Below are 22,368 nucleotides of genomic sequence, written 5' to 3' on the forward strand. Positions count from 1 at the left end.
GACGGCGGCGGGTGGTTGCGTGACGCCACTACTCGTGGTCGGAGAAGAGGACTGGGTTTAGTCAACGACCTCGAACGTAATGGTCTCGGCGAGCCCCCGCCGTGCCTCGGCCGCGGTGACCTTGGCTGTGCTCGCCACCCGCCACGCCGGCCGGCAATTACGGACCCACAAGGCATTACGAAGCGTCCATATATGACCCAGATCATACATTTGCTTGACACGTTGTAAAGTTTCCGGTCACACTGTCATGGACGCCTCAACGTTGAGGCGCCGCCCGCGCCGGGTGCCCTGCCGGTGGCGCCGTAGGAGAGCGCCGAAGCGGCCATCTGAGCCGCGCCGACTTCACGCCACCCGCCTGACATTCCCCGAGGAGAACACAGTGACCGCACCTCTCGAATCAGACATCGATATTTGGAATGACGACGTCCTTGTCGACCCTTACCCCACGTACGCCGCGCTGCGCGAGCAGGCCGGCGTCGTGCACCTGCCGAAGAACGACCTGTATGTCCTGACCCGTTATGACATCATTCGCGACGCCCTCGGAGATCCGGAAACGTTCTCATCCACCAACCTTGGTTTCAACCCGATGGTGAACGAAGCGCTGCAGGGCACCTCGCTTGCCTCCGACCCGCCACTGCACACTCAGCTGCGTGCGACGCTGTCAGCGAATCTCACGCCACGCGCCCTGCGCGGCCTGAAGGTCACCATCGATGAGAAGGCGGACAAGCTCGTTGCAGAGCTCGTGGCCAGCGGCAGCTTTGAGGCCGTTGACTCCCTGGCTCGCGCCTTCCCGCTTGAGATCGTCGCCGACCTCATCGGCTTCAGCGGCCATGTGAAGGACAACATGCTGCGTTGGGGGCAGGCCGCCATGCAGGTCTTGGGCCCGATGAACCACCGCACCCAGGAGAGCTTCCCGATTGCCGGAGAGCTTTACGGCTGGTGCGCCTCGGTCACCGCCGACGACCTCGTGCCGGGCTCGATTGGGCGCGGCATCTTCGACGCCGAGACCCGCGGCGACATTCCCGAGGGGTCTGCCGGGCACATCATCCACCAGTACCTTGGAGCCGGAGTCGACACCACGATCGCCTCCATCGGCAATATCGTTGCGCTCTTCGGCCGCCATCCCGAACAGCTTCAACTCGTGCGTGAGAACCCGGAGCTCGTTTCGGCAGCCTTCGCCGAGGTGCTGCGCTACTGGCCCCCGATCCACATCTGGGGCCGTACGGCGACCCGCGACGTCGAGATCGACGGCGCTACCGTTCCCGCAGGAGCCCAGCTGGGCATCCTGTTCGGTGCCGGTAACCGAGATCCGCGGCACTATGAGAACCCTGACGTCTTCGACGTGACCCGCAATCCGGTAGACCACCTCACCTTCGGCTACGGGCCGCACGGCTGCGCCGGTCAAGGCTTGGCGAAGCTTGAGGCACACGCGATCATCGAAGCCCTCGCCCGCCGGGCGAAGGTCCTGGAGACCGGGGATGAGGTCCGGGTGCCGAGCAACATCACGCGCAGTCACGAGAAGCTCGAGGTCGTCAGGGTGGTGGCAGTATGAGGATCGAGCTCGACCGTCCCCGCTGCGAGGGGCACGGGCTCTGCGAGGAAGCCGCACCGACGCTGATGCACCTCGACGACGACGGCGAACTCGTGATCGATGTCCCCGAGGTGGACGGGGCGGAGCTGAATGCAGCGAAAGCGGCGGTCCGTGTTTGCCCGGTTGCCGCGCTTCGGTTGGCAGGCAAATGACGATGCGCCGGATCGTCGTCGTTGGCAACGGCATAGCCGGACTCACCGCTTGCGACTCCCTGCGTTCGAATGGCTTCGACGGTGAACTGACCGTCGTCGGTAGCGAGCCCCACCAACCGTACAGCCGCCCGGCTCTGTCGAAGGCGCTGCTGCACGGCGACGACGGGCTGCAATCCCACGAGCTGCCCGCGCCGACCCACGAAGCGATCGAGTTGCTCGGCGTGAGTGCCGCAGGCATCGACCCGGACGCGAAGCTCATTCGGCTCGACGGAGGCGATGAACTGCCGTACGACGGCTTGGTCATCGCCTCCGGCTCCCGCGCCAAGCGTCTCGCCGCGGAACCGCGGCTTGACGGCACCCCCCGGGAAATCATGCTGCGCACCATCGAGGACGCGATGGCCCTCAAGCAGCATGTCGCGGGTCGTCCCTCGGTTGTCGTGGTTGGCGGCGGGCCCCTGGGCATGGAGGTCGCCTCGGGTTTGCTGCACGTCGGTTGCCAGGTCACCCTCGTCTCAGACGCGGACCCCCTCTCGCGTCAACTCGGCGACTTCCTGTCCGGGGTCTTCACTTCTGCCGCCGCCCGGCGCGGACTGCGGGTGGTCAACGGCGGAAGGGCCCGCCTTATCGGCTCCGACGGCGGGACGCGGGTCGCGCTGGCCGACGGCAACCAGCTGGAAGCGGATCTTGTCGTCTCGGCCATCGGAGACGTGCCGAACATCGACTGGCTGGCGGGCTCGGATCTCCTCGTTGACGGGGCTTTGCGCGTCGATTCACGCGGCCGTCTCCGGCCGGACATTGTCGCCGCCGGAGACGTGGCGTTTTTCCCCACCCGCCACGGGCTAGCACGGGTGCCGTTGTGGACGAGCGCGATCGACCAGGCCAAGACCGCGGCCGCCGGCCTGCTCAGGGGCGACGCCGCGCCCGAGCTCGACTTCCAACCGTACTTCTGGACCGAGGGATTCGGACTGTCGCTGAAGTCGGTCGGTTTCACACCGGTCGCCGGGATGCCGGACTACCAGGAGTCAGGCGGCGAGATGGACTCGATGCTGCTGCACTGGGAGAACGCGGACGGGTCCGGCACCGCCGCGGCGATCAACTACCGCATCCCCATCCCGAAACTGCGGCGGCTCGCCAATGCTGGACCGGCGGCCCTGCGGCCGGCAGCGCCGGCCAAGCTGTGAGCCGGTGCCGCAACTTTCAGCACGGCTGCCGCCGCCGAGGCGTCGCTCTTCCTGCCCAAGGGGTCCTTGCGCCACCGATAGGATTGCCTCATGCCGTCGCTGCGAGAAGCTCAAAAACAGCTGACCCGCGACAGGATCGTGGAACGGGCGCTCAAACTCTTCACCGAAAAGGGCTACGCCGCGACGACGATCGACGAGATCGCAGCCGCAGCCGGTACAACCAGGGTGACGTTCTACGCGTACTACCCCTCGCGCTACGACCTGATGCGGGACTTCATGGCACGCGTCAATGCCGTACTGGACCGCGAGAACGGGCCTGGCCTCGCTTCCACCGCCCCGGAACTTGTGGACGTGGTGCGTGCGGGCAAGCTCTCGGGCATCCTCGACTGGCTCGAGTCGCGCGCTGCGCTTTGGCCGGACTTCCGCCCCTATCTTGACGTGCTCGATGAGGCTGCCGCGGTCGACCGGGAGGTGCGGGCACTGCTCAAGGACTGGCGCGAGGAAGTCATCTCCGACCTGATCCGCGGGATGCAGTTGGCCGGGCGGTTCTCGGAGGAGACGCACCACGTCCGGGGAATGCTCGCCTTCACGCAGCTCAACTACATCTCCACGCTGTGGACCAGCCGCAGGTTCGATCCGAACCGCGATGAAGCACTCGGGGTGCTCGCCGAAAGCTGGTACCACCTGCTCTGCGACGAAGACTGAGCCCGCGCGGCGTCGCTTCGGGCACGAAACCGACACGACTTCGCGGTCATGCGCATACGCATCTACAGTCGTCTATTTAGTTGAGGCGCCAGCCTTCTGCCAAGGGCGACGGGTAGCGGGGCGCGGGCAGGGCAGCCGCTCCGCATGTCGCCATAGACAGCTTGCTTACTATTTTCGTCTGTGCTTAGGGTAAGGCTGAAGGCGAAATGAAAGGACAGCAACGGCTGACCGGCGCTGAAGCAACCGACGAGGAGGGGGAACCTTTCCTCTTCAGTTCATCCAGACACAATGACCGCCGCGGCGCACCTGCGGGGACGAGACACAGCCCGGCCGGGCGTCGACCGCGGCCGAGGGCCGATAGCGGCGTCCTGCCGGCGGCCCTGAAAAGGAGGACAGATGAAGGCACTGACATGGCAGGGAAAGCGCTCGGTGAGCGTCGAGGAGGTTCCGGATCCCCGGATCCAAGAACCCACGGACGCGATCGTCCGCATCACCTCGACAGCCATCTGCGGTTCCGACCTGCACCTGTATGAGGTGCTCGGCCCGTTCATGGACAAGGGCGACATCATTGGTCACGAGCCTATGGGGATCGTCGAGGAAGTCGGTTCCGCCGTCACGCATATCAAGGCCGGCGACCGCGTTGTCATCCCTTTCAACGTCTCTTGCGGCCATTGCTTCATGTGTAAGCAGGGACTGCAATCGCAGTGTGAGACCACCCAGGTCCGGGAGTACAACAGCGGCGCGGGTTTCCTGGGCTATTCCCGCCTCTATGGCTCGGTGCCCGGCGGGCAGGCCGAGTACCTGCGCGTTCCCCATGCGGATTATGGTCCTATCAAGGTCCCTAACACGGGTGAGGACGAGCGCTACCTCTTCCTGTCCGACGTTGTGCCCACCGCTTGGCAGGCCGTGCAGTATGCTGCGCCCCCGGAGGGCGGCTCCCTGGCCGTGCTGGGCCTGGGCCCGATCGGCCAGATGTCCGCCCGGATCGGCCGGCATCTGGGCTACCGCGTGCTCGCGGTTGACCCGGTCGCCGAGCGACGCGCCATGGCCGAGCGACACGGCGTTGAGACGCTGGACTCTTCCGGCGACGTCGCCGAGCGGCTGAAGGACCTCACGGACGGCCGCGGCCCTGACTCCGTGGTGGACGCGGTCGGAATGGAGGCCCACGATTCACACGTGGCGGGCCTGGCACACAAAGCGGTGGGGCTGCTGCCCTCCCCGCTGGGACGAAAGGCGATGGAGACGGCAGGGGTGGACAAGCTTGACGCTTTGTACACCGCCATCGACGCCGTACGTCGCGGCGGCACGATCTCGATCAGCGGGGTATACGGCGGTATGAAGGATCCCTTGCCGATGCTCACGATGTTCGACAAGCAGCTCCAGCTGCGGATGGGCCAGTGCAACGTGAAGTCCTGGATCGACGATCTGCTGCCGCTGGTCGACGACCCTTCAGACCCGCTCGGCGTCCTCGACCTCAAGACGCACACCGCGCCCCTGAACGAGGCCCCGGCGATGTACGAGATGTTCCAGAAGAAGCAGGACGGCTGCATCAAGGCGGTGCTTAAGCCGTAATCCTGGCACTCGCGACGGCCACGGGCCGGCGTCGGGCCCTTGGCTTCCGCCACTGACCGGAGGACGATTAAAAGGTCGAGGTGAAGGAGGTTTGTGATGTGCTACTCCTCGAACAGGGATTTCGGTTGGCGCTTCAGGAGGGAAAACGAGCGCGCTCCGGAGACCCGCCGGGAAGACCAGGACGCCAAGGGCGAGACCTGGACGAAGTCTGATGACTCCGAAGTGAAGGCTTTCCTGGATCAGTCCCCAGCCGACGAGCCGACCAGCGACCGGACGTTGTAGCCGAGTACCTTGATTAACGATTGAAGCCCCGCGGTCACCCTGCGGGGCTTCAATCGTGTCCGGGGTTGACGCTGTGACCGCCCGAAGAGCAGGGTTCCTATGCTGTAGCAGACCGGTGGTGAACCCGGATCCGCCGCGTTGAATGCCGCTTTGTCTTTTCTTGGTGTCATTGGAGTCATATTCTGGAGCCGTTGCAGCTTGCTTTTGAAAGATAGCCCGACCCTTCGGAGCCGGCCCCTCGCTCAAGAAGGAGGCGCGCGGTGGCCCGTATCCAATTGCTGGGCACCGGCGGTACTATCGCCTCGCGCAGCCAAGGCGCGCGGGGAGCTGTCGCTAGCGACGCCTCGTCCGCGCTGGCCGATACGCAGTACGGCGACATCTCCGTCCGCGCCAGCGACGTACTAACCATCGGCAGCTACCGGCTGGATCTGGCAGACCTGCGCCGGATCGCCGAGGCGGCCGGGCAGGCCCTCGCGGATCCAGATACCGACGGCGTGGTGGTCACCCATGGAACGGACACACTGGAGGAAACGGCTTTCCTGCTCGACCTCGTGCATGCTTCGCCCAAGCCGGTGGTGGTCACCGGTGCCCAACGGACTGCCGATAGTCCCGACGCCGATGGACCACGCAACGTCGCCGAGGCGGTCCGTGCAGCAGCCGACGAGCATTTGCGCGGGGCCGGAGCGCTCGTCTGCTTTAACGGAACAGTCCGCTCCGCACGGGGTGCCCGCAAGGTACACACCACGGCCGGCAGCGCATTCGGCGGCGGCACGGAAGTGGCGCACATGGCAGGCGGCCAACTGGTAGTGACAGCCACGCCCCGTCGCTACCCTCCGTTGCCGATGCCGTCGACCGGGTTCGATACAACCCGGGTGGAGATCATCACCGCCTACCCCGGCGCGACGCCGGACCTGTTGGACTACGCCGTGCAGCTCGGGAGCCGCGCCGTCGTGCTGGCCGGTACGGGGGTAGGCAACGCCGGGCCGGGGTTCGCCGAGGCCGTCAAGCGGGCGACGGGGGATGGCTGCATCGTCGTGCTCAGCACTCGCGCTCAGTGGGGACCCGTGGTCCCGACCTATGGAGATGGCGGCGGTATCGATTTGGTCGCGGCCGGGGCCATCCCCTCGATGGACCTCAACCCCTTCCAGGCGCGCATCCTCACCGCCGTCCTGCTTTCCTACGGCAAACCGCGAGATGAATTCCCGGCAGTGTTCGGAACCTACCTCTAAGAACATCCACCGCCACCAGAGGAGACATTATGTCCAAGAAAATCTACGTCTCGGTCGGTATCGACGTCGACGCCGTCGGCGGCTGGTTGGGTTCCTACGGGGGAGAGGACTCCCCGGGCGACATCTCCCGCGGGCTGTTCGCCGGCGAGGTTGGTGTGCCCCGACTGCTTCAGCTCGCCCAGCGTCGTGAGATGCCCGTGACCTGGTTTTGGCCGGGGCACTCCGTCGAGACATTTCCGGAGCAGTTCGACGCCGTCGTTGCTGCCGGGCACGAGATCGGGGTGCACGGCTATAGCCATGAAAACCCCATCGCCATGACCCGAAAGCAGGAGACCGAGGTCCTTGACTACTGCACCGACCTCATCGAGCAGCGTTCAGGGCGCAGGCCAGTGGGCTACGTGGCGCCCTGGTGGGAGTTCTCTCCGGTCACCAATGAGATCCTGCTCGAGCGCGGGTTCCTCTATGACCACTCGTTGATGCACAACGACTTCACCCCGTACTACGTGCGGGTTGGGGACAGCTGGACCAAAATCGACTACGAAGCCGAGTCGGCCCGGGAATGGATGAAGCCGCTGGTGCGCGGCCGGGAGACCGATCTCATTGAAGTGGCGGCGTCGTGGTATCTCGATGACCTGCCGCCGATGATGTTCATCAAGTCCAGCCCCAACAGCCACGGCTTCGTCAATCCCCGGGACATCGAGCAGCTCTGGCAAGACCAGTTTGACTGGGTGTACCGCGAGATGGATTACGCAGTCTTCCCCATCACGATTCACCCCGATGTCTCGGGCAAGCCACAGAACCTGCTCATGCTCGAGCGGCTGTTCGACCACATCCAACAGCATGACGGCGTCGAGTTCGCCTTCATGGAAGACCTCGCGCGGGACTTCGCCGCCCGCCACCCCCGAAAGGACTCCTGAGTCCTTGCGTCACGGAAAGCAACTGCCATGTCATCGCCTCGTTCCCCCGGCGGCCGCTCCGTCGAGCCGTGGAATGTCCCCATCACCAAGAAGACCATCACGCAGGTCTCAGTCGTCTGCTTTATCGCCTGGGTCGCGTCGGTCTATGACTACACCCTGTTCGGCACCCTGCTGCCGGTCATCGCCGAGGAGTTCGGCTGGTCAACCGCTCAATCGACGGCCGTCAACACCTTCGCAACGATCGGCGTTTTCATCGTCTCCCTGCTCGTCGGTACCATCCTCGACCGGATGGGCCGCAAACGAGCCCTCATCATCCTCATGCTCGGCGGGGCGGTGGCTTCCGGCCTGACAGGCCTCGCGGCCGGCGCCGTCAGCCTGATCATCATCCGCTCCTTCACCGGGTTCTCCATGTCCGAGGAGGTCGTCAACGCGGTCTACCTAAACGAGATCTACAAGGAGGCCAAAAGCCGGGGCCTGATGTACTCCCTGGTGCAGGGCGGCTGGCCGGTCGGAGCCCTCATCTCTGCGGGCCTCTCGGCGCTGCTGCTGCCGATCATCGGCTGGCGCTGGACCTTCGTGGTGGCAGCCGTCCTGTCCCTGGTCGTGGTGGCCATGGCCTTGCGGTTGCCCGAATCGCCCACCTTCGCCGCCATGCAGGAGGTCAAGCGCCGCCGTGCCAGCGGCGACGTCGACGGCGCCCACCGGCTGGCGGACGAACACGACCTCGAGGAGGCAGCCCACCATGCCACCGGTGTAAAGGATGTCTTTACCCCCGAGTTGCGCTGGCACACCATCCTTCTGTCCCTGTCGTGGTTCTTCAACTGGGTCTCCATCATGATCTTCTCGGTCCTCGGCACCACGATCCTGGTCGATGCCAAGGGGGTCTCCTTCGACAACGCCCTGGTCATTCTGGTCCTGGCCAACGCGGTGGGCTTCGTCGGCTACGTCTTCCACGGCTGGCTCGGCGACAAAATCACCCGGAAGCGCACCGTCGTCCTCGGCTGGCTGGCGGGCGGCATCGTCAGCCTGATCATGCTGCTGGGCCCGGGCATCCCGGGAATCATCATCCCGCTGTACGCGCTGACCCTCTTCTTCCTCACCGGCCCCTACGCGGCGCTGCTGTTCTACATGGGCGAGTCCTTCCCCGCCCATGTGCGGGGCATGGGCACCAACGTGGCCCACGTGATGGCGCCGGTCGGCGGCATCGCCGGCTCCGGTCTGCTATCCATCCTGCTCGCCGCCGGAGTGGATACCGGCTGGGCAGCGATCATCACCGGCACCGGTGGGCTGTTCATCTCGGCCCTGTGCATGGCCGGCACGCGCACCATCCGCGATGCCCATCAGAAGACGACGGTGATCGCATGACCACCAACGACACCGACCGCAAGAACAACAGAAGGACGGTGGCGGCGTGAACCGCGACGACGGACTCGAGGGCAAGGTGGCCGTTATCTCCGGCGGTGGCAGCGGGATCGGCCGGGCGCTCGCCGTCGCCTACGCCCGGGCCGGCGCCCACAGCGTGATCGGCTACCTCCCGTCCGATCCCCACGACGCGACGGACACGGTCCGTGCCGTCGAAGCTGCCGCCGGCCGCTGCGCCGCCGTCGCGATGGATGTGCGCCGTTTCGACGACACGGAGAAGCTGGCCCAAGCCGCGCTGGACGAGTTCGGCCGGCTGGACATCGCGGTGGCCGCGGCCGGCATTCTGCGACGGGCGCCACTGGCGGACATGACCGACCAGGCATGGGACGACATGATGGCCGTTGACCTTTCCGGCGTCCTGCGGGTCTTTCGCTCCTGCAGTACACGGATGGACCGAGGCGGTGCGATGGTTGCGACGTCCTCGATCGCGGGCGGCGTTTACGGTTGGGAAGAGCACAGCCATTACGCCGCCGCAAAGTCGGGCCTGCTGGGACTGTGCAGGTCTTTGGCTGTGGAGCTGGCCCCGCGCCGGATCCGGGTCAACGCCATTATCCCGGGGCTCATCGAGAGCCCGCAGTCCCTGGACCCGGTGAACTCGCTGGGACGGGAAGGCCTCGACGCCGCCGGCTCCATCATCCCGTGGGGCCGGGTAGGCAACGTCGACGAGGCCGCTCGCGCAATCCGGTTCCTCACCAGCGACGACTCGGCCTACATCACGGGACAACAGCTCATTGTCGACGGCGGGCTGACCGTCCGCTGGCCGAGTTGAGCACCGGAGAGGGATTTCAGATGGAAAAACAGCTGGCAGACAAGGTCGCCGTCATATCCGGCGGAGGCAGCGGCATCGGTGCTGCGATCGCGCTGCTCTTTGCCCAGGAGGGCGCCGATGTGGCGCTGCTGGACCGGGACGAACAAAGCGCCGCGGCCGTAGCCGGCGAAGCTGGCAGCTTCGGCGGCCGCAGCGCAGCCCTAGCAGTGGACGTCACCAACGGCGACGCCATGCGGCGGGTGATGGACGACGTCGCAGCAACGTTCGGCGGCATCGACATCCTGGTCAGCGCCGCAGGCATTCTCGACGAGACGCCGCTGCTGGAAATGAGCGAAGCGACCTTCGACAAGACGCTCGCCGTGGACCTCAAAGGCGTGTTCCTAGCCGCGCGTTGGGCCGCGCCCCACATGGTGGAACGCGGCGGAGGACGGATCATCAACATCGCCTCGCAGCTCGGGCTCAAAGGCGGCGTCGGCTTGACCCACTACGTGGCCGCCAAGGCAGGGGTGATCGGCATGACCAAGGCCATGGCACTGGAGTTGGCCGAGCACCACATCCTCGTCAATGCGATCGCCCCGGGCCCCATCTTCACTCCGTTGATCGAAGGACTCTCCGAGGAGTGGAAGGCCGCCAAGCAGGCGGAGCTTCCGATCGGCCGCTTCGGACACGTCCACGAGGTAGCGCCCACGGCCTTGCTGCTGGCTTCCTCGCCCGGTGGAGACCTCTACACCGGACAGACGCTGGGTCCCAACAGCGGGGACGTGATGCCGTAATCGGGTCGAAGGTCGTGGGGCGGCGAGCGTGCCCTGCGTAAAGACATCAACGGGGTCTTTCTCGCCAACACATCGGTCGAAACTGCGGCGGCTGGCCATTTTGGTGCCGGCGCGGGACTTTCCCGGACTCGGCGGTGGTTATGCCGCAACAAGAGTTGCTCCGCGACAACCTCCGATCATTTCTACAAGGCGTAGAATTGAGGTGTCCGGTCCGCTCGCCAGAGAAAGGACGGTCATGGACTTCTTCCTCGGGCTGCCGCTGGGCTGGGCGATCGCCGCGCTCTTCGGCGGTGCGATGATCCGGTCCAACGCCACGTACTGGCTGGGCCGCGGTGTTGCCACTGGCTGCCGCCACACCCGGCTGGAGAAGCATTTGGACGGTCCGCTGATGCGCCGGGCGGAGGCGATGATGGCCAAGTTTGGCCCGTTCGCCGTAACGCTGTGCTTCCTGACCGTCGGTCTGCAGACCGCCGTGATCGGCAGCTCCGGCATCGCGCGCATGCCGCTGCGCCGCTTCCTGCCCGCAGTCATCGCCGGTAGCCTGCTCTGGGCCGTCCTCTACGCCACGGTCGGATTGGCCGCGATCGCGGCCTGGTTCGCCCTCATCCTCGCGTCCCCGTGGGCTGCGGCAGGCGCAGCGGTGGCCATCGCCGTCGTCGTGCCGTTGTTGGTGAGGCGGAGGCAGCGCGCCCAGCGCCATCAGGAGGCGGACGACGGCGGTGCTCTGGTTGGGCGGGAACATCCCGTGGAGCGGTTGCAGGCCGCCGCCGACCGCGATCTTCTCGATCGACCGAGAGACCCTCACGCTCCGGCGCGCGAAAGGGACCACACCCGCCGACGGTGACCGCGTGCTGGCCACCGCAACGTCCTCGCCCCGCGCAGCGAACATTGCGACTCCGCTCGCTGCGCACGCCGAGCCGGTGGATCCCGCCGCAAGTGTCATCCGCTGCGGGCGATGGTCCGACGGTGCGGGCGGAGGATAATGGTGCGCGATGAGCACGGTGCACCATCCTTCCGCTCCGCGGCGTGGGCAGCGCCTGTGGGCGCTGCTGCGTCCGGCATTGACCGGCATCGCCCTGGTGGTGGTTTATTTCACCATGCCGCTTAACCGGCAAGGCTCTGTCCCTGTGCTTTTGATCGGCCTCGGCGCGCTGACCGCACTGGTCGCCTGGCAAATACGGGCGGTGACCACATCGCCGTCACCGCGGCTGCGCGCCGCCGAGTCGCTGGCAACGTCGATCCCGCTTTACATTGTCTTATTCGCCATCTCCCACGCGACCATGTCCTCTTGGGACCCGGATTCCTTCTCGGAGCCGCTGGACCGAACCGACGCGTTGTACTTCACCATCACCACGCTGGCCACAGTGGGATATGGCGATATCGTCCCGGTGTCGGAAACCGCCCGAGTCGTTGTCACGGTGCAAATGGTCACCGGCTTGGTGCTTCTAGGGCTGGTGATCAAGATGTTTTTGGGTGCCGTGGAAGTCGGCCTCAGGAACGCCCAGGCCAAGCCTGCCGGCAAAACGGAGCCCGACGGGCCCGCCCCAGGCCAGGAGGACGGCGAGCACACCCAGGCTGACGGGCCTGAACCCGGCATTGGCGGAACCGCCGACAGCGGCCCCGCCGGCCGGTAAACGACAGGCTGGACAGGCCAGTGCTACCAGTCAGCACCGGGATTCGTTGGCGCTGTCCCCGGTGTTGCGCCCGGTGTTGAGCCGGGCATAACGCCGCCCGTTGTTGCGCCAGACGAACTCGGCTGCTCAAACCTGAGGGCCCGCGCCTTGACGTGTTCGAACTCTTGCTGGTTGATCGCGCCGGAGTCCAGCAGTTCCTTGGCTTTTGCTATCTCCGCAGTAGGGCTAGCGCCAGCCACCCCGCGGATGTACGACTCGGTGTCCGTGCGCATCGCCTGCGATGCTTCGTGGCTGCGCTCGGCCATGCCCCTGCCACGGGCGATCAGATAGATCAGCGAGGTCAGGAAGGGCAGGAAAAGCAGGAAGATCAGCCACACTGCCTTCAGCCACCCGTTCAGCGATTTGTCACGGAACAGGTCGGTGATGATTCCGAACAGTACGAAGAGGTAGGCGATGAAAGCGAACGCCCAAAAGAACCACCAGATTGTGTCCCAAAAGGATTCCCCAAAGTTCATGGCACCCACCTCCGATTTCCCGGCACCGCCGCACCGGATAGCCTAGAGCCCTTCCAGAACGTGGGCGCAGTCTACAACCTTGCCGGGCAGGACCGTCAAGACCCCGGCGTGCGGGCGGCGGGGTTTTAGCCGCCGGAGCCCGTGCATCCGGCCCGTCTGCGTCCGGTCCCTGCGGCGCCGAGCCATCATCCGACCGCGGAAAGGCCGGGCGATCCCTATTAGTGTGGGGTGGGTGGAACCCCAGATTATTGCGACAGTCGTCTCCGGTCTGCTCATCGCCGTCGGCATTGCCGGCATCGTCGTGCCCGTTTTGCCCGGCACCATCACCATCGGCATCAGCCTGCTGGTCTGGGCCATTGCCCTGCAGAACACGGTGGGTTGGGTGGTCTTCGCCGTCGGCATGGTATTCGTGGCCGCCGGCATGCTGGCCAGCCTGGTGCTCACGGGCCGGCGGCTGAAGCAGCGGCAGGTGCCCAACTGGTCCATTATGGTCGCCGTACTGACGGGCGTGGTGGGGATGTTCGTGATTCCCGTGGTGGGGCTGTTCATCGGCTTTGCGGCCGGCCTGCTGCTCAGCGAATATGCCCGACGGCGGCGCTTCGGCCAGGCGGTCGAAGCCAGTTGGGCGGCGCTCAAGGCCGTGGGCCTCGGCATGCTGGTAGAGCTAGGCTGCGCGTTCGCCGCCGGGGCCGTCTGGGTGGTCGGCGTGCTGGTGCAGTTCGTCTAGAGCTCAGTCCTGCTTGAGCAGTCCGGTGGTCCGGTAGGGGATGACCTCGCGGAGGAACATCTGCGTGGACGTGCGGGTGATGCCGGGGCAGAACCGGATCTCCTCGCTCACCCGGTACAGGTCGTCCGGGCTGTGCGCCACCACCCGGATCAGCAGGTCAGTATCGCCGGCTGGGGCATGGCATTCAAGCACTTCGGGAATCTTCCGCAGGGCTTCCACTGCATCATTGAGCTTGCTCTGGTCCAGTTCGGCGCTCACCAACGCCATCACCCCGCGGTCTAGCGCCTGCGGAAGCACCCGGGCCGAGTGGGTGCGCAGAGAGCCCGAGGCTGCGAGGCGTTCCAGTCGGGAGTGGACGGTGCCGCGCGCCAGGCCGAGCCGCTGCGCCAGCATCATCACCGGGACCCGAGGGTCCTCGTCCAGCGCCAGCAGGATCCGCCGGTCGGTGGCGTCCAATTGCTGCAATGTGACCACTTCCTGTCGATTGATGGCCGAGTGCTTGAACAGTCTGATCAAGTATAGAGCAGCCTCTTGCACGGATTGTAGCCGTGCTGTTGGAATAGTCATCAGATCGGGCGAAGCCACAAGCCGCAGCCCGCTGAGGTGCACAGTCCCAGTTCACGACGCCGAGGCAGTGTTTGCGGGCCCGCGAAGCCCGGACCTTGTTGTTCACACAGCCGAAGACCCCTGCCAGTCCGGATTCCGGACCGCCAGGGGTCTCGCTGGTTAAGGGGTCTGGAGCGGGCTAAGGGCAGGGCTTCCAAGACTGCCCGCCCGGTGCGTAACAACGCGGTCCCGTGTACCCGGGGTAGGGATTGGAAGCCGGAGGCGCCGGAGCTGGCGCCTCCTGCTGTTGAAATTGGCGCTGACGCTCTGCGTCGGCAATTTGGGTTTGCCTAGCTGCCTCGGCAGCCTGTGCTGCAGCTTGTTCAGCGGCGACCCGTTCTGCGGCCGCGCGTTCCTTGGCAGCCTTCTTTTCCGCTGCTATGCGTTCAGCTTTGGCCTTTGCTTCTGCTTTGCGCTTTTTCTCGGCGGCCTTCTTTTCTGCAGCAGCCTTCTCTTCGGCCGCTTTCAGCTTGTCGCGCCGCTCTGATAGCTGCTCTTGTTTCGCTTCACCGGACTTGATGGTGGCACTAATTTGGGAGGTCAGTCGATTTCGTTCAGTCGTCGCTAGAGCTGCCCAAAGGATTGCATCGGCAGTGTTAGTGGCTGCATGGAGGCTGGACTCAATAGATTTCGCGGCAGCGAGGGCAGCGGCCAAAGCCGTGAGCGTTTCGCCTGTTGCCGAGGAGGTATTTTCTGGCGTTGCGGCCATCGCCGCCTCGACTTGCTCGACGGCTTCCTCAACTTGTCCGGGAATCGTGCAGCCGATGGAAGGGTCGTACATGCCCAAGTCCGACGCCTCCGCTTGTGCCTGAGCCTGTTGAACCTGGCTGAGGTATTTCTTGTTGGGCTCGTAGTAAACAGCATGGCCGAGGCCGCGTCGGGCAATTTCTGCGTTGACTAACGAGTCGCCGACAAAGACCGCGGCTAGCGTGCGTCCGTATCGGTCCTTCCGCTCGATGTCGAAGGCGAGCCGGACCTTGGTCCCGGGAGGAACAATGTTTTCGAGGGTTTGCGTGGCTTCCGTGCCAAGACATTCCACAGGCTTGTTCGGATCTTTGGTCTCCGGCGTGTCTATATTCAGTAGCCGCACGGTTTCATCTTGGTGCCGGTAATTTATGACGAGGGTGTCGCCATCTACGATTCGGACGACTTCGCCGCGGTCTTGATTAATTGCACCGGCGACGGCCAAGCTGCCGGCCGCTATTGCAACCGCCGATACAGCGGCCACCGCCGTTTTCCCGATGACTGTGCTTGTGATTGCCTGCCATGCAGTTGACATGGTTGTGCCAACAGGTGCCACTTTTCCCCCAACGAATATATCTATTTTCGAAACTGCGAATGTCTATTCTCCCTCAAATTTGTGAGGACCTCATCGACGAGTGCACGCGCTCATCGATGAATGCAGCTTGTCTAGGGTCGCTGGTAGCCCGGGCGCGGACGGGTTGTCACTGGACTGGAAGAAACTCTATGAACGGCAAAAGGGGACATAACCGGCCGACTGCCCATGGGCAAAGATGTGTGGCAGCTGAGAGTAGGGGCGCAGGCTTAGCCAGCATTCGCCGGAGCGTCGCCGTTGAGCGGGGGAGTGTCTTGCTTTTCGCGCGGTTGGAAGAACCGCTTGTAGCCAAGGAAGAGCACGATAGCCAGGCCCACGGTCACCACGATGAACGAGAGAGTGGTGTTGCCGGACATGAAGCTGCGCGTGATGCTGTAGATCAGCGTGAACAGACTGCCGAACATGACGCCGTTGGCCAACACTCGGTTGCGCCTCTCCACCACCAGGCTCAGGCCGAGTAGAACGACCGAGCTGATCAGTGCCGCGACGGTGACGTTGCCGTTGTAGATTTCGGATGCTTCCTCGTACTCGCGGAAAGCTGCCTCCTGCTTCATCTGCAGCTCCCGCTGCTTCGCCAGTTCCTCATCCGTCGGGTTGGTCTTCTCGAAGATCATCTCCACCGGGTACTCCGGCACCTCCGGCGGGGCATAAAACGTGCGGATGCCCAGCCCTACGAAGAGCGCGATGATGACCCCTAAAAAGACCGTGTAGACGGCCTTGAGAACCTTGTTGTCCATGGGCAGAGTCTAGGGCGAGGGTACGTCTCGATTGCGCGGACGCCAGTGAGCGCTGCACATTCGTTATCAGAATGGGTGAACTGGGTCCCTGGGTCGGGGTGCTGCTTGTGCCGGGCACCACGGCAGTGTGTCTGACGCGCAACACTGCGTCCTGTCAGCTTGGCGATCGGCGCGCCACGGTCTTATGATCAAACGCAGTGGCACGGGGCTTTAGCTCAGTTGGTAGAGCGTTTCGTTCGCAATGAAAAGGTCAGGGGTTCGATTCCCCTAAGCTCCACTACACGAAAGGCCCCTACTTCCTTATAGAAAAAGGGAAGCAGGGGCCTTTCGCTTGTCTTGGACGAGTGACGACAATTGCCGGTTCAAAGCGCAATCAGGCCCGCTGCCGGGAGTTCGTGGCGAAGGCTAGGAGCCGGATGGCGAGCCGAAGTTGACCGGTAGGCTGGGCAGAAGGACTGGCGCCAGCCCGTCCCCTTCCTGCGCCGACTACTACGAGAGCGTTAGCCGATGCCGCTACTCACGGACCAGCCATCTACCCGGCGGTGGTGGTCATCCATCTGGACAAGAACGGCGATCGGTCTTGCACTGGTTCCTGCATACGTGCTGCTCTTACATCGGTTCGCTTATCTGTCTGAGAACGCCATCCGGACGGATTCCCAGACGATCGGTGCTGCGGTAGGCGACGTTGCGCTCTGGGGGGCAGCTTCGATGGCAGGCTTCGGGCTGTTCGGGATCCTGGCCGCGCTCTACTTCCCTAACGGACGCGCCGTCGTGCCGGCTTGGGCGCTCGTACTCTTGTTGCTGCTTGTCGTGCCGGCGATCTGGCTCCTTGCAGCACTGACGCAAGCTGCGATGACTCTTCCTGACGTCCCTGTCCACCCATCGGTTGGGACATTGGTGAGCGATATGTATCTGCCCGTGACGCTACTCGTTACAATCGTGGCGCTGGTCCAGCGGATGACGCAGCAGCCGGAACATCGGCGGTGGCGTTGGACGGCGTTGACGCTCGGCGTGGTTCCCTTCCTGGCGGTCACCATCCTGCAAGTGGTCGTGATAGCTGCGGATATTGGCTGAAGGGTGCCGGCCTTCGTTGGACCGGCAGTAGCCGGGAACCAGGTTACTGACCGATGGCGGTGCCCTGTTGCGCTGCCCGGCAAAGCTGCTCCCGCTGTTCCTCAGGGGAGAGCTTGTTCCAGACTTCGGTCTGCGTCCTGATCGCGCTCTCGGGCATGCCGATTGCGCGCATTTCTGCCGGGGAGACCACGATACTGTTCTCCGCGCCGATCATGTTCCGCTTATCCAGGTCGGCACCAGGACCGGTGGCATAGCCAGGGGAGCACGCAGCGAACCCTGCATCCGCGCCCGTGGCAGTGCCGGCCGCTGCTGCCGGCTCCGTGGCTGGCAACGAGGCGGTGGAAGCCGCTGGACTGACCGAGTCGGAGGAGAAGGACCCGCTGAAAAGCGAGCCCGCGCCCACAACCATTCCTGCCGTCAACAGTAAAACAATGGTCAGTCCGACCGATGGTCTCTTCAAGCTGAACCCCCAACATCAGGATCCGCCGATGTGAGAGCGGCGGCGACGATTATCATCGTCAGACTACGGCAGAGTGCGCCATACAGCACTTCCTGCACTTGCCTGCGCCGCCTGCTGGGCGAGATCCCCGGCCACGGCTTGGAACTAGGCTTGCGCCCAATTGAAATAGAGTTTCATCTCTTCAGGACCGGGGACTGCATTGGCCAAGACAACTTCATCATTCGGGCTGCTCTGTCACGCCCCTGCAACGAGCCTTCCATAGTGGCTGCGGGTTCTATAAGGATGGCCCAAACACACTACGCACCAGTCATTCTTGCTGGTCTGTAGTGGCTTGTGCCTGTTGCGTCGTATTGTTTCCATAGTCGATGACCGCGTGCACCGACGGGGTGGCCTGCCGCCCTCGCGGAGACAGCTCGGAGGCTAGCTGGGGTCGGACCAGCTTTGCAGCTCGATAAAGTTGCCCTCAGGATCACTTACGTAGCACCACGTGACCTGTCGTCCGTCGGCTGTCTGGAGTGTGACGATTTCGCCGACGTCCGCCCCGCCGTTTTCACGGACGGCTTCCCTGGCAGCAACGACGTCGTCAACTACGAAGGCGATGTGGCCCCATCCGGTGCGATTGGCCGCGGGTGTACCGCCCGCCATATTCTCGCCGTAGGTGTAGATCTCGAGGGTTGGCCCGGCATCACCGTGGCCGGGTAATCGCATGTGGACGCCGCGCAGGTTCGCCCCGGGTACAGCCGTGCCGCGTTCCAGATCGGAACCGGCGTAATCGCGCTCGGGTGGTACGAGTTCGCAGCCAAAGACGCGCCCATAAAAATCGGCAAGTCGTCGCCAATCGGTGGCGATGACGTTGATGTGGCCAAACCGGGCGCCGAAGGGTGCGCTTGTCATGACCTCGATGTTAGTACCACACACAGGCCTCGTTCCCTGGTCGCTTGCATGTCGTCCATGACGTCCTGCTAAAGCAGTCCAGCTACCCGGACTTGCGACGTTTTCCGGAGATTGCCTTACGCGGGGGCCCCTTCCGTCCGATTGCAACCGTTAGCACCTGTGGCCGCATTCCCGCAGCCGGGAGCACAACGAACGGATCCAGTTTGATGAAGTCCCTCATCCGCGCACTCCTCGGAGCAGCCCTCGGATCGTCCCTGCTCGCGTCAGCACTCGTTGTCAGCACCCCGGCCCAGGCCGCGGCACCGCTCAGCGCGACCTACCAGAGCTACACCGCCCCCAACGGCGTCAGCAGCCGATACCACGTCTACGCCGACGGTATCGACACGAAGAAGACCGTCGGGGTCCTGTTCGTCTTCCACGGAGACTACTCCCGCCCGGACCAGTCCTATGTCCACCACCCCAAGGGCTCCGTTATGAAGAAGATGGCGGCAGAGGCCGCCAAGAAGAACATGATCATGGTTCCCGTCATCACCCCGGATAAGAAGGGCGGCATCACTTGGTGGGAGAACGCCGACCGTAACGGGGACTGGTTCCGCTCTTTGGCGACGACCTTGATCGCTCAATACAAACTCGATTCCCGCCGCATCTGGCTCCACGGCTACTCTGGCGGCGCGGAGTTCATCACCTATGAGCTCCTCGCAGACCGCCAGCAATGGATTAAGGGCGGCGGGGCCACCATTGTTGGCGGCGGCGGATACGACGGTATGCAGACATCACCCACCGCTGCCGTGAAGAAAATGAAGCTGCACTGGATCAGCGGCAGCCTCGACGGCAAGGGCGGCACCAGTCTGAAGACCTGGTCTGCTCTGGACACCGCCAAGCGGGCAGAGAAAAAATACAAGGCCCTCGGGTTCACCAGCACGAAGATGACTGTCCTGCCGGATGTCACGCATTACACCTACAACATGCCGAAACTGCTGGCCAACGACCTGAAAGCCATGCCGGCCGCCTTGGCCCCGCCCAAGGCCAAACTAGGGGATGTCGTCGCCGTGGACTCTGCCGGCAAACTTTACATCTACCCGTCAGCCAAGGGGAGGGACCTGAACAAGCGCCGCTACGTTTCCGCTGGCTGGGGAACATCCCTGAACGTGGAGATCGCCGACTGGAATGCAGACGGCATCCAAGACCTGATCGCCAACTGGAAGGATGGCCAGCTTACCGTCGACTACGGGCTAAAGAACGGTGGCTTCAAACGCTCCACGCTGGGCACGAGCGGCTGGCAGCGCAACACCATTCTCGTCGCCCAGTGGAAGACCGCGGACAAGTTCCCAAGCATCATTGCCAAGAACCGCGACGGCAAGCTGTACTCGTACGTCAACAATGATGGCACCAAGCCAGGGCCGCGGAAGCTGCTCAGCTCCGGCAAGTGGAAAGGCCAGCAAGTAATGGCCATGGATTTCGACGGCGACACCAAGATGGATCTGGTCGCCCGCAATGCTGCCGGGCAGTTAAAGCTTTATCGTTCCAACGGCAAGGGCCGGCTCATCAAAGAGACCCGCAAGGTGGTCAGCGGTTCAAACTGGAACACCATGACGGACCTATCCGCGGCCGAAGGGCATCTGGCAGCCGGCCAGCCCGGCATTCTGGCCCGCGACAAGAAGGGCAACCTTCACTTCTACCCGGTCTCCTCAAAGAAGATTCAGAAGCGCGTCACCGTGGGGAATGGCGGTTGGATCGGTCTGAAACTCGGGTCATAGCCCCCGCGGGCCTGGGGCGCCGGAACGAAGGAGAATGCCATGGGATCCAGGACAGCCAAGTTTGAGAAAAGAAGCGAGATCCGGGGAGGCACTGAAGCCTACGCCTACTTGGATCCAAGAGCTTGGGCTAAGGTTCGCGGTCAACCCCAGTAGCTCAATCGACAGAAGTAATCTCTGTTAGAAGCGTTGTCGCTGCGGTCCCGGGCGTTGACCAACCAACGTATTCCGGCAGTTAGCAAGGAGGGCTCGACATGCGCAGATTTATCCAAGGCGGCTGGTTCTTTCTGGCGCTCGGTCTCGTCCTGCAGCTCAGCCGCAACGTGCGCATCGAAGGGTTCGTTTGGCAAAACGTGGGCGCAGTCGTCCTCCTCGTTGTCGGTGTGCTGCTGTTCCTCTGGCATCGGCCTTCACCCACAGTCGATACCGATGAGCCCGCCCACAGCTAGATGACCCTGACGCGCCTTGGCCGCGCACCTTGAGAGCTCGACAGCCGAAAGCGTGGACGGTGCGGGCAAGGCGAGGAGCTCACTAGCTCCGATCTCGTTTCGGAAATGATCTCGCCAACAAATAGGGCCCACAACCGGCGGCGTTCCCCTGCAGGGCAGGGAGGGCCAGCGCTGCTGGCATGTGGGCGGCACGACGGTGTGTCCGCCATCAATGGGCCCGGGACTTGCCGTAGACATGAAGGGATATGAAACGCATCCTCCTTGCCCTCGCCGCTGTGCTGCTGGCCGGACTGACTGCCTGCAGCCCCCCGGTCCTTGAAGCACCCGTTGTCACCGAATCACCCGTTGTCACCGAATCACCCTCTGCCACCGCGTCGTCGGCGGCGCCGGAGGCCAGTGCCCAAGCTAAGTCGGAGGCGCCCGAGCCCAAAGCTGAACAGGGACCCGCGGCCGGGACGGCACTGGAGCAGTTGGCCACCATTGAGGTTAAGGGCCGGGCGCCGAAGACCGGGTACTCCCGGGAACAGTTCGGCAAGGGCTGGAAGGATCCTGACCGCAACGGGTGCGACGCGCGCAACGACGTCCTTCAACGCGACCTGGACCATACTGTGCTCAAGACAGGCGGCTGTGTAGTGACCTCCGGCTTGCTGGCCGATCCGTTCACCGCGGCGACCATCGAGTTCGTCCGCGGCAACACCACCAGCAGCGCTGTTCAGATCGACCACGTCGTAGCACTGTCGGACGGATGGCAGAAGGGTGCGCAGCAGTTGGCCCCGAACCAGCGTGAAGCGTTCGCCAATGACCCGCTGAACCTGTTGGCCGTCGACGGGCCTACCAACGGGGACAAGTCCGACAGCGACGCGGCCACCTGGCTGCCGCCGAACAAGGCGTTCCGCTGCGAGTACGTGGCACTGCAGACTGCGGTGAAAGCCAAGTACGGATTGTGGATGACCAAGGCGGAGCGGGACGCGATCATGAGCATCCTCAGCACTTCGTGCCCGGACCAGCCGGTCCCGGCCGGCGGGGGAGCGGCCGTGCCGGCCGCAGTAGCTCCAGCCCCGGCTCCAAAGCCCGCCCCGGTCAAGGAGGCTCCTGCAAAGGCCCCGGCCGGCGGCAACGTCTTCTACCAAAACTGCACCGCCGTAAAGCAGGCCGGCGCGGCACCTATCAAGGCCGGTGATCCGGGCTGGGACACCAAGTTTGACCGCGACGGCGACGGGGTCGGCTGTGAGTCCTGACGAGGTGGGTAACTCATGACGAAAGGGGCGGCCTCCCTGGATGGGAGGCCGCCCCTGGCGGTATGACCGAGGTTAGTTGCCCTGCAGGGCAGCCTTCTCGGAGGCCTTAGCAGCCTTCCAATCGGCCTTGCCTTCGGCCTTGATTTCCTTCCAATCAGCCTGTCCCTGGGCCTTGGCGGCCTTCCAATCAGCATCCGCCTGAGCCTTGACAGCCTTCCAGCCAAGAGCCGGTGCTTCGTCGGCGGGTGCCTCTTCAGCCGGTGCTTCGTCGGCGGGTGCCTCTTCAGCCGGTGCTTCGTCGGCGGGTGCCTCTTCAGCCGGTGCTTCCTCGGCGGGCGCCTCTTCAGCCGG

25 protein-coding genes, 1 tRNA gene and 1 pseudogene are annotated in these 22,368 nt (G+C 64.2%); 20 read left to right on the plus strand and 7 right to left on the minus strand.

The genetic code is table 11. The features are described 5' to 3' along the window. Positions 1 to 379 precede the first annotated feature (379 nt). The 13 genes from AB0N75_RS11060 to AB0N75_RS11120 all read left to right on the plus strand — a co-directional run bounded on the left by AB0N75_RS11060 (position 380) and on the right by AB0N75_RS11120 (position 12,227). Positions 380 to 1,552 carry a cytochrome P450 gene (locus AB0N75_RS11060; protein ID WP_364649317.1) on the plus strand — a complete coding sequence of 391 codons (1,173 nt, stop codon included), beginning with the start codon at positions 380 to 382 and terminating at the stop codon, positions 1,550 to 1,552. Beyond that, a complete protein-coding gene (locus AB0N75_RS11065; protein ID WP_364649320.1) occupies positions 1,549 to 1,743 on the plus strand; it encodes a ferredoxin in 195 nt (64 codons plus the stop codon). The genes AB0N75_RS11060 and AB0N75_RS11065 overlap by 4 nt, the downstream gene beginning before the upstream one ends. Beyond that, positions 1,740 to 2,924 carry an FAD/NAD(P)-binding oxidoreductase gene (locus AB0N75_RS11070; protein WP_364649323.1) on the plus strand — a complete coding sequence of 395 codons (1,185 nt, stop codon included), beginning with the start codon at positions 1,740 to 1,742 and terminating at the stop codon, positions 2,922 to 2,924. Before AB0N75_RS11065 ends, AB0N75_RS11070 begins: the two co-directional genes overlap by 4 nt. Before the next feature lie 90 nt (positions 2,925 to 3,014). Next, positions 3,015 to 3,629: a TetR/AcrR family transcriptional regulator gene (locus tag AB0N75_RS11075; RefSeq protein ID WP_364649326.1), complete on the plus strand. Its 615-nt coding sequence runs from the start codon at positions 3,015 to 3,017 to the stop codon at positions 3,627 to 3,629. A gap of 396 nt (positions 3,630 to 4,025) precedes the next feature. Continuing rightward, positions 4,026 to 5,201, plus strand: coding sequence for a zinc-dependent alcohol dehydrogenase (locus AB0N75_RS11080; RefSeq protein WP_364649329.1), 1,176 nt, complete (start codon positions 4,026 to 4,028; stop codon positions 5,199 to 5,201). 96 nt (positions 5,202 to 5,297) lie between these two features. Next, on the plus strand, positions 5,298 to 5,483 hold the full coding sequence (locus tag AB0N75_RS11085) for a hypothetical protein (protein ID WP_364649332.1): 186 nt from the start codon (positions 5,298 to 5,300) through the stop codon (positions 5,481 to 5,483). A gap of 260 nt (positions 5,484 to 5,743) precedes the next feature. Beyond that, the gene (locus AB0N75_RS11090) at positions 5,744 to 6,712 is read left to right on the plus strand and encodes an asparaginase (protein ID WP_364649335.1); all 969 of its coding nucleotides are present in this window, start codon (positions 5,744 to 5,746) and stop codon (positions 6,710 to 6,712) included. A 29-nt stretch (positions 6,713 to 6,741) separates the two neighbouring features. Beyond that, positions 6,742 to 7,629 carry a polysaccharide deacetylase gene (locus AB0N75_RS11095; protein ID WP_364649338.1) on the plus strand — a complete coding sequence of 296 codons (888 nt, stop codon included), beginning with the start codon at positions 6,742 to 6,744 and terminating at the stop codon, positions 7,627 to 7,629. A 27-nt stretch (positions 7,630 to 7,656) separates the two neighbouring features. After that, positions 7,657 to 8,994, plus strand: coding sequence for an MFS transporter (locus tag AB0N75_RS11100; protein ID WP_364649341.1), 1,338 nt, complete (start codon positions 7,657 to 7,659; stop codon positions 8,992 to 8,994). Positions 8,995 to 9,040: 46 nt separating this feature from the next. Beyond that, a complete protein-coding gene (locus AB0N75_RS11105) occupies positions 9,041 to 9,820 on the plus strand; it encodes an SDR family oxidoreductase (RefSeq protein WP_364649344.1) in 780 nt (259 codons plus the stop codon). A gap of 20 nt (positions 9,821 to 9,840) precedes the next feature. Beyond that, positions 9,841 to 10,593 (plus strand): SDR family NAD(P)-dependent oxidoreductase, encoded by a 753-nt coding sequence (locus AB0N75_RS11110; RefSeq protein ID WP_364649347.1) that lies wholly within the window; start codon positions 9,841 to 9,843, stop codon positions 10,591 to 10,593. Positions 10,594 to 10,828: 235 nt separating this feature from the next. After that, entirely contained in the window at positions 10,829 to 11,437 is a 609-nt protein-coding gene (locus AB0N75_RS11115) for a VTT domain-containing protein (protein ID WP_364649350.1), read from the plus strand. Between the two features lie 148 nt (positions 11,438 to 11,585). Continuing rightward, a complete protein-coding gene (locus AB0N75_RS11120) occupies positions 11,586 to 12,227 on the plus strand; it encodes a potassium channel family protein (RefSeq protein WP_364649353.1) in 642 nt (213 codons plus the stop codon). Between the two features lie 23 nt (positions 12,228 to 12,250). Here AB0N75_RS11120 and AB0N75_RS11125 read toward each other — a convergent pair whose 3' ends face one another. After that, positions 12,251 to 12,742, minus strand: a complete 492-nt coding sequence (locus AB0N75_RS11125) for an SHOCT domain-containing protein (RefSeq protein ID WP_364649355.1) — start codon at positions 12,740 to 12,742, stop codon at positions 12,251 to 12,253. Between the two features lie 232 nt (positions 12,743 to 12,974). On the opposite strand from AB0N75_RS11125, the gene AB0N75_RS11130 reads away from it, so the two are divergent. Then, complete coding sequence (locus AB0N75_RS11130; protein ID WP_364649358.1) at positions 12,975 to 13,469, plus strand: DUF456 domain-containing protein; 495 nt, start codon at positions 12,975 to 12,977, stop codon at positions 13,467 to 13,469. Between the two features lie 3 nt (positions 13,470 to 13,472). On the opposite strand, the gene AB0N75_RS11135 is transcribed toward AB0N75_RS11130, so the two are convergent. The 3 genes from AB0N75_RS11135 to AB0N75_RS11145 all read right to left on the minus strand — a co-directional run bounded on the left by AB0N75_RS11135 (position 13,473) and on the right by AB0N75_RS11145 (position 16,148). Next, positions 13,473 to 13,934 carry an Lrp/AsnC family transcriptional regulator gene (locus AB0N75_RS11135; protein WP_364649565.1) on the minus strand — a complete coding sequence of 154 codons (462 nt, stop codon included), beginning with the start codon at positions 13,932 to 13,934 and terminating at the stop codon, positions 13,473 to 13,475. 280 nt (positions 13,935 to 14,214) lie between these two features. Then, a complete protein-coding gene (locus AB0N75_RS11140; protein ID WP_364649361.1) occupies positions 14,215 to 15,354 on the minus strand; it encodes a thermonuclease family protein in 1,140 nt (379 codons plus the stop codon). 266 nt (positions 15,355 to 15,620) lie between these two features. Continuing rightward, positions 15,621 to 16,148, minus strand: a complete 528-nt coding sequence (locus AB0N75_RS11145) for a hypothetical protein (protein ID WP_364649368.1) — start codon at positions 16,146 to 16,148, stop codon at positions 15,621 to 15,623. Between the two features lie 204 nt (positions 16,149 to 16,352). On the opposite strand from AB0N75_RS11145, the gene AB0N75_RS11150 reads away from it, so the two are divergent. Both AB0N75_RS11150 and AB0N75_RS11155 read left to right on the plus strand, forming a co-directional pair. After that, positions 16,353 to 16,425: transfer RNA gene (locus AB0N75_RS11150), tRNA-Ala, on the plus strand. Positions 16,426 to 16,655: 230 nt separating this feature from the next. Further along, a complete protein-coding gene (locus tag AB0N75_RS11155) occupies positions 16,656 to 17,222 on the plus strand; it encodes a hypothetical protein (RefSeq protein ID WP_364649371.1) in 567 nt (188 codons plus the stop codon). A 43-nt stretch (positions 17,223 to 17,265) separates the two neighbouring features. Here AB0N75_RS11155 and AB0N75_RS11160 read toward each other — a convergent pair whose 3' ends face one another. Further along, positions 17,266 to 17,436 (minus strand): hypothetical protein, encoded by a 171-nt coding sequence (locus AB0N75_RS11160; protein WP_364649374.1) that lies wholly within the window; start codon positions 17,434 to 17,436, stop codon positions 17,266 to 17,268. Positions 17,437 to 17,512: 76 nt separating this feature from the next. Here AB0N75_RS11160 and AB0N75_RS11165 point away from each other — a divergent pair, with 76 nt between their 5' ends. Further along, entirely contained in the window at positions 17,513 to 17,716 is a 204-nt protein-coding gene (locus AB0N75_RS11165; RefSeq protein WP_364649377.1) for a hypothetical protein, read from the plus strand. A gap of 386 nt (positions 17,717 to 18,102) precedes the next feature. Here AB0N75_RS11165 and AB0N75_RS11170 read toward each other — a convergent pair whose 3' ends face one another. After that, positions 18,103 to 18,576: a VOC family protein gene (locus tag AB0N75_RS11170; RefSeq protein WP_364649380.1), complete on the minus strand. Its 474-nt coding sequence runs from the start codon at positions 18,574 to 18,576 to the stop codon at positions 18,103 to 18,105. A 206-nt stretch (positions 18,577 to 18,782) separates the two neighbouring features. Here AB0N75_RS11170 and AB0N75_RS11175 point away from each other — a divergent pair, with 206 nt between their 5' ends. The 3 genes from AB0N75_RS11175 (at position 18,783) to AB0N75_RS11185 (ending at position 22,017) form a co-directional block, all read left to right on the plus strand. After that, positions 18,783 to 20,333 carry a VCBS repeat-containing protein gene (locus AB0N75_RS11175; protein ID WP_364649383.1) on the plus strand — a complete coding sequence of 517 codons (1,551 nt, stop codon included), beginning with the start codon at positions 18,783 to 18,785 and terminating at the stop codon, positions 20,331 to 20,333. A gap of 251 nt (positions 20,334 to 20,584) precedes the next feature. Further along, on the plus strand, positions 20,585 to 20,779 hold the full coding sequence (locus tag AB0N75_RS11180) for a hypothetical protein (RefSeq protein WP_364649386.1): 195 nt from the start codon (positions 20,585 to 20,587) through the stop codon (positions 20,777 to 20,779). Between the two features lie 245 nt (positions 20,780 to 21,024). After that, positions 21,025 to 22,017, plus strand: a complete 993-nt coding sequence (locus tag AB0N75_RS11185; RefSeq protein ID WP_364649389.1) for a DUF1524 domain-containing protein — start codon at positions 21,025 to 21,027, stop codon at positions 22,015 to 22,017. Positions 22,018 to 22,089: 72 nt separating this feature from the next. On the opposite strand, the pseudogene AB0N75_RS11190 reads toward AB0N75_RS11185, so the two are convergent. Continuing rightward, positions 22,090 to 22,368: pseudogene (locus tag AB0N75_RS11190) on the minus strand (hypothetical protein); the annotation flags it as partial.

The sequence above is a fragment of the Arthrobacter sp. NPDC089319 genome, from assembly GCF_040684925.1.
GTDB lineage: Bacteria > Actinomycetota > Actinomycetes > Actinomycetales > Micrococcaceae > Crystallibacter.